Below are 6884 nucleotides of genomic sequence, written 5' to 3'. Positions count from 1 at the left end.
AAGCGATGACGGCCGCCGCCTGCCCCCCGCCGATCAGGCGGGCCGCCGTCCGCTGCAGCGCACCCCCCCACTGGAAAAGAACCCGGCGCGCCAGGGTGTTGGCCGTCTCCGACCGTGAAGCGAGATACCCCAGGACAAGCCGCGTCGGCAGGGGCGTCCGTTTGAACCGGCGGTCGGCCAGCACCTCGCGCTCCAGGATGGAGACCTCGGCGGTATCGATGTTGACGGGGCACGGGGGCAGGCATTTGTGGCAGAGGGTACAGTGATCGGCGATCTCCGCCAGCCAGCGCAGGGGCCGGAGGCCCACGGATCGGGAGCGCTGGGCGTCATAGAGCAGGGCTTCGATGATCCCGGTCAGGGCGAGGTTCTTGTTGCGCGGATGGAAAAAAAGGTTCGCGGCGGGATAAAAAACACAGCAGCCGGTCTTGCATCTTCCGCAGCGGACGCACTGGGAGATCTTCTCCGCCAGCTGCTCCAGATGGCCGTAACGCAGGATGCGGGCCTCCAGTTCGATGAGATCGAACGACGGGGTGAAGACCTGGTCTGCCACGCCGGGGTCGGTCAGCTTTCTCGGGTTGATCAGGTCATCGGGGTCGGCCGTCCGCTGGTAGGCCTTGAAGGCCGCCAGGATATCGGCATCAAGGTGCTTGATCTTGGTGAACCCGATGCCGTGCTCGCCGCTGACCACCCCGCCCAGGGCCACCGCCTTCTCCATGATGGTGTCGGCGACCTCGGCGGCCCGGCGCATCATCTCCCGGTCGTTTGCGAAAACCGGGATGTTGACGTGGACATTGCCGTCGCCGGCATGCATGTGGGTGGCGACAACGATGCGGCGGCCCCGGATCTCGGCGACGTCGCGGTCGATCTCGGCCCTGACCTTGACAAATCCCCGCAGGAGTTCTGCCATGGCCGCCGTCACCCGGCGCAGGTGGGTCTCCTCCCGCAGATGGCTCCGGCCGGCCAGGTAGATCTGGTCCATGGCCTCCCCGAGGAGTTCCCGCGCCCGGGGCAGCTTGGCCGCCAGCCATTCCGGGTCTTCGATGGGGACGGCCTTTTCCAGATAATTGAGGAGTTGCCAGAGGACCTCCACCTGGTTCGCGCGCTCCTCCTCCAGATTGAGATTGTCGACGAACTCCGCGAATTCAGCCAGGGCCTCAAGGGGCAGGACGATATCCTCGTTCAATTTGAACGAGTGGGTCCGGGCCGCGATGGCGCCCAGGCGCTTGCGGTCGCGCCAGAATCGCTCGGCCTCCTGCACGCTGCCCGCCACCGCCATGAAGGTGTTGGGATAGGCGGAGAGGAGATCTTTCAGGCGCGACAGGCCTTCATCGATCTCCCCGGCGGCATGCCCCACGATGTCGATGAGCAGCACGGCCTTGGGCCGCCGGCTGCGGGGCGCCTTGGCCTTGTAGTCGATGGCCTGGACGTACTCCTCGTCAAAATGCTCGAGGGCCATGAGGGCCTCGCGCCCGCGGTCGACAAAGGCCCGGGAGATCTCGACGATCACCCGGCCGGCCTCGTCCATGTCCTCGCCGAAGAATTCGAGGCACACGGTGCGCTGGTGGGGATAGCCCTGGTGGAGGAGGAAGACCGCCCGGGTGATGATGCCGTCGGTCCCCTCCTTCTGGACCCCCGGCAGGCCCTCCAGGGCCTTGTTGGTGATGTCCTTGCCTAATCCCGGCTTCCGGACCCGGTCGCCCGGGATATGGATCTGATGGAGGCGTTCGCCGGTGTCGGCGTCGGTCACGGCATAGGAGACGGTCTCCCGGGGGTCGATGCGGCGGCCCGTGGGGCAGGTGCGCTGAATATCGATCAGGCGCCCCCCGGGGACCGCCATGCGGAAGCCCAGCAGGTTGTCGATGGCCGTCCCCCAGAGGACGGCCTTTTTCCCGCCGGCGTTCTCGGCGATGTTGCCCCCGATGGTGCAGGCCCAGGCCGAGGTCGGATCGGTGGCGAAGACCAGGCCGGCTTGGGCTGCGGCGGCCATGGCGGCTTCGGTGATGACGCCCGCGCCCAGTTCGATGGTCGGGATGCAAAGGGATGTCCCGTCGGCCGCCTCGAAGGTCTCCTCCGTGATGGGGCCGATGTGGTCCAGCTTTTCGGTGTTGATGACGACGCAGTCCGGGGCGACGGGGACGGCCCCGCCCGTGAGCCCGGTGCCGCCGCCGCGGGGGATCGCCTTCAGGCCGAGGCCTGCAATGGCAATGAGCAGCGGGGGCACCTGGGCCTCCTCGCAGGGGCGAACCACGGCGACGGGCAGGTGCAGCCGCCAGTTGGTGGCGTCGGTGGCGTGGGCCATGAGGGTGAAGGGATCGAAGAAGACGTTCTGATGCCCGACGACGGCGCCGAGCTCCTGGCGAATCCCGCTTCGCCTCCGGGCGACGGTCGACAACTCGGCGATGAGCGCGTCCAGCCTCCGCCGGCATCTGTCCATCACGAAGATGAGATCCGGCGCCTCCATGCCGCGTTCTTCGATGAGCGAGAGGTCCCGCTGGAGCGCCCCCAGAAGAAGCCGCCGGCGGTCCTGGCTGTCGATCAGCTCCTGGTAGAGAAACGGGTTGCGGCAATGGATGAACAGATCCCCCACAAAGCGCATCAAGAGCCGCCAGGACCGCCCCGTCCGGCGCGTAAAAACCAGGCGGCCCAGGGGCGCAAGAACATCCGGCCCCAGGAGCCAGGCCAGGATGCGGCGATCGTCCGCCGAGGTATAGTTAAAGGGGATCTCCCTGTCTGAAATGTTTCCCATCTTCATGTTGCTTCGGTCAGGACTTTTCCCCGCGGGTCAGGAACAGGCGCAGGGTGGAATTCCGGGTCTCGGCCAGGAGCTTTTTCGGATCGCCCGTGGCCGTCATCGTCCGCTTGGCGGCATCCAGGAACACCGAATTGCTGCCGATGGCGAATATGCTGGACAGTTCGTGGGTCACCACCACCATGGTGGTGCCCAGGCTTTCCCGCAGCTCCAGGATGAGGTCATCCAGGCGGCGCGCGCTCACCGGGTCCAGCCCGGCCGACGGCTCGTCGAAAAAGAGGACCTCCGGATCGAGGGCCATGGCCCGCGCGATGCCGGCCCGCTTCTGCATCCCGCCGCTGATCTCCGAAGGGTAGAACTCCTCGAATCCGCCCATCCCCACCAGGGCCAGCTTCAGCGCCACCACCTCGCGGATCCGGGCCGGGCTCAGGGTCGTGTAGGTCTCCAGCGGCAGGGCAATATTTTCGGCCAGGGTCATGGAGCTCCACAGCGCCCCGCTCTGGTACATGACCCCGGCGCGGCGGATGACCCGGTCCCGGATCTGGGGGTCTGCGCCCCAGAAGTCGAGGTCGCCGTACATCACCCGCCCCCGTGCCGGGGCCTTCAGGCCGATGAGGATGGTCATCAGGGTGCTCTTGCCGCAGCCGCTGCCGCCCATGATGATGAAGATATCCCCCCGGTTGATCGTAAACGTCAGATCGCGCATGAGGACAAAATCGCCATAGGCCATGGTGAGATCCTGCACGACGATATGGGGTTGTTTTACGGTCATGGGCTCCCTTCGACAGCTGATCCATTTTTGGAATCGCGCCCTGGTTCATGGTTTGCCATCGCAGATATTGATGGTCTCGTAAAAAGTCAATTTTCAGACGGTTCCGTAAAAAGGCCGAGATCAAGGCTTGCGAATCCCGAGGAATGAGGCGTACTTATAGTACGCCGCAGTGACGAGGGATGAAGCGTAACGCAGATATCGGCCTTTTTACGGAACCGTCAGATATTGACACTCAAACACGATCTCCCTATACTCGTGCGCTCAGATATCGCACTTTTGGCGGGACCGTCAAGGTTCAACCCCCTGCTTCTGATAGAAAGGCGTGAATATGCCTGAAACCCCCACGGTATTAATCATCGACGATGAGGAAAGGTTCTGCCGGACCCTCGCAAAGGTTCTTTCGATTCACAGCATCTCCGCCGCCGCCGCGCTCACTGGCGAAGCCGCCATGGTGGCGCTTGCGAAAGAAGCCTATGACGTGGTGATCCTGGACATCAAAATGCCCGGCATCGGCGGAATCGAGCTGATGAAGTGGATTAAAAAGCGGCAGTTCCCCGTGGAGGTGATCATCCTGTCCGGGCATGCCTCGATGGACGTGGCCCTCGAGGCGGTGAAGCTCGGGGCTTACGATTACCTGATGAAACCCTGCGACATCGATGAACTCCTGGTGAAGATCTCCCTGGCCTTCGAATGCCGGCTGGAAAGAGAGAAATGTCGATAACCGGATGCCTCAAGGCGCAGGAGAGAGGACGGAAACGAATATCCGGTCGACAGAGCGCTAATTCCCATAAATTTCGCTCACGTCATAGCGGCCGCTCAGAAACGATTCGGTCAACCGCTCCAGCATGGTTTCATTCTCCATGAGCATGTCCATCTGACGGGTAAAAATCAGGAGCCTGCCCAACATCTCCAGCCTCTCCGCGATCACCGCCTGAGGCTGCTTCGCAAATCGGGCATTGACCCTGTCCCCCTGAACCTCCACCAAAAACCCGTTGACCTCCAGAATATTCCGGATCAGACGGGCCCGGCGATTCCGCCGGAGGTCATCCGCGGCACCCCCCTTGAACTGAAAATTGATATAGTTCAGCATGGCGCTTTTTCCGCAGTAGGTATCCAGAATACTGTAATGGTAGCCCACCCGGGAGCTGAAATTCAGATATTTATCTGAAAGAATGGCATAACTTCGGTCACCGAAACGCTCATGCTCGGGACGGGGCGGACGGATCATCTGCTCGCTCAGGACCGACAGAAAGCCCCGTACATTGATCGGCCGGGGTTCCAGGGGCTTCAACTCCGAATGCAGCATCCCCTCCAGCACGGCCTTGAAGGGTGTCGACACCACCTGGGCGGGTTTGATCCGGACGCTTTTCTCCGAAAGCAAAAGGCCCCCGCCCAGATCGATGATGTGCAGATCAATGGGCAGCGGGACGTCGAGGCGAACCGCGATCTTGCCGTGATCGGCTGTGAAATCGCCGAGTTGGAACAGCTCTGCGTAAGACATCTCGTGGGCATACCGCATGACGTCGTGGATGGTTTCACAATTTTTGGCGGTAAAGCGCCGGCTCTTGGGATTGGTGAGGTTCAGGGGAATGATGTACCGGGAGAGCTTTTCAAGGGTCTGGCATACGGGAGTGTCCCGCATATAGGCGGCTCTGGGCCATTGGATGTTCAACAGGGCCTCCACCTTTCCGGCGTAGACCCGGCCCCCGAAGGCGTCAACCGTGACGGTCTCCCCCTGGCGGATCACCTGCGTGGCCCGCTGGGTGTTCAGAATGGCCGGAACCTTGAATTCCCGGGCCAGGGAGGCCATATGGCCCGTGACGCTCCCGGCATTGGTGACAATCGCCTGGGCCTTGTCCATGACCATGACATACTGGGGGGACGAATGGGCCGCCACCAGCACGCCCCCATCCGGGAAGCTCAGCAGGTCCTCGTCGGAGCGGATGATATGGGCCGGCCCCCATCCCACTCCCGGACAGGCGGCAACCCCTTCCTCCAGCAACACCGGATAGTCGCTGAACATCGGCGTGGCCATGGGCCCGCCTTCCCGCTCCTTCATCAGCAGGGGCCGGGTTTGCAGGATGATGATCTTCCCATCATGGTCAAGCGACCATTCAACGTCCTGAGGCCCTTGAAAATGCTTTTCCAGCGCCATGCCGCAGGAGGCCAGGGTGACCGCCTGCGCGTCGGTGAGGCAGGGCTTTCGGTGTATCTCATCCTCCACGGCCGTCTCCGAAATCCCCCCATCCGATTTGGAAACCATGCAGGTGGACTTGGCGGCGATGCTGGAGGAGAGCAATGCCGGCTGCGCCGACTTGGACAGGGTGTAACTGTCGGGGGTTGCCGTTCCGTCGACCACGCTGGTCCCGAGCCCCCACACGGCATTGATGATGACCTCATCCTTCCAGGTTTCTATGGGGTGCCGCGTATACATGACTCCCGAGGCTTTGGCCGCTACCATTTCCAGGCAGGTCACGCTCATGGCCTCGTCCTCGAAGGAGATGCCCATTCGCAGGCGGTAGGAGATGGCCCGAGGGGTGAAAAGGCTGGCCACCACAGCCTTGTATTTCTGGAGAATCTGATCTTTCGGGACATTCAGAAAGCTCTGGTACTGCCCGGCGAAGGAGCGTTCACTGTCCTCCCCCACGGCGCTGCTGCGCAAGGCGACGAAGGCCGTTCCGTCCGGGCAGATCTCTTCGGAATAGGCCTTCAGGATCTCATTCTCCAGTGCCTTCGGGATCCGGCTCTCCAGGAACAACCGCCGGATGGTCTGGCTGATCCTCAAAACAGATTCCGGATCCCTGGGGTCCAGCTCCATCTTTTGTCTGCGGATCTCATCCATGAGATCGTTGAATTCGATCAGTTCGTCAAACGCCGTTGTGGTGATGGCAAACCCTCTGGGAATGAGGAGACGGGTACGGCTTTTGATCTCGCCCAGGTTGGCGTTTTTCCCGCCGATGAAATCGACCATATCGCGGGTGATGCGGGTAAACGGCAAGACCCGGTCTGGAATTCGCGGCGTTTTTTTGAGCTCCAGTTCCTGATTGATGATCCATTGGATCCGGTCCACCGTTTCCATCAGGGCGGGGCAGGGTCTGCCGATCAAAACTTCGAAGCTTTTCACCATCCGCATGGCATGGAAGATGATGCGCGCGGTCTCCGAACGGATGTAGGACATGCCGAACACCTGGCGGCCCGCCAATTTCTCCTCCATGCCGGAGATGGTTTTCAGCAGATCGGCATTCGATTCCAGGAGAATCTTGAACGCTGCGTATTTTCTGCGAAAATGGGTCATGATCTCGCCCTGGGCGGGCGGTCTTTTGGCGAATTTTTTGAAAAACCCCTGTAATTGATTGAACATAG

The 6884-nt window shown here is 61.9% G+C and carries 4 protein-coding genes; 1 reads left to right on the top strand and 3 read right to left on the bottom strand.

All coding sequences use genetic code 11. The features are described 5' to 3' along the window. Together ACEW8N_RS00865 and ACEW8N_RS00860 are read right to left on the bottom strand one after the other, a co-directional pair. Positions 1–2746: DUF3683 domain-containing protein (locus ACEW8N_RS00865; protein ID WP_373497895.1), on the bottom strand; the 2746-nt coding region annotated here is incomplete at its 3' end. 16 nt (positions 2747–2762) lie between these two features. After that, a complete protein-coding gene (locus ACEW8N_RS00860) occupies positions 2763–3521 on the bottom strand; it encodes an ABC transporter ATP-binding protein (RefSeq protein WP_373497894.1) in 759 nt (252 codons plus the stop codon). Between the two features lie 328 nt (positions 3522–3849). Here ACEW8N_RS00860 and ACEW8N_RS00855 point away from each other — a divergent pair, with 328 nt between their 5' ends. After that, complete coding sequence (locus ACEW8N_RS00855; protein WP_373497893.1) at positions 3850–4242, top strand: response regulator; 393 nt, start codon at positions 3850–3852, stop codon at positions 4240–4242. A 57-nt stretch (positions 4243–4299) separates the two neighbouring features. Here the strand turns inward: ACEW8N_RS00855 and ACEW8N_RS00850 are convergent, their stop codons facing one another. Continuing rightward, on the bottom strand, positions 4300–6882 hold the full coding sequence (locus ACEW8N_RS00850; protein WP_373497892.1) for a PEP/pyruvate-binding domain-containing protein: 2583 nt from the start codon (positions 6880–6882) through the stop codon (positions 4300–4302). Between the last annotated feature and the right edge of the window lie 2 nt (positions 6883–6884).

Origin of the sequence: Desulfococcus sp. (assembly GCF_041737845.1) — a bacterium.
Lineage (GTDB): Bacteria > Desulfobacterota > Desulfobacteria > Desulfobacterales > Desulfococcaceae > Desulfococcus.
The sequence above is the reverse complement of the archived record's forward strand: the minus strand, read 5'-3'. Positions and strand labels throughout refer to the sequence as shown.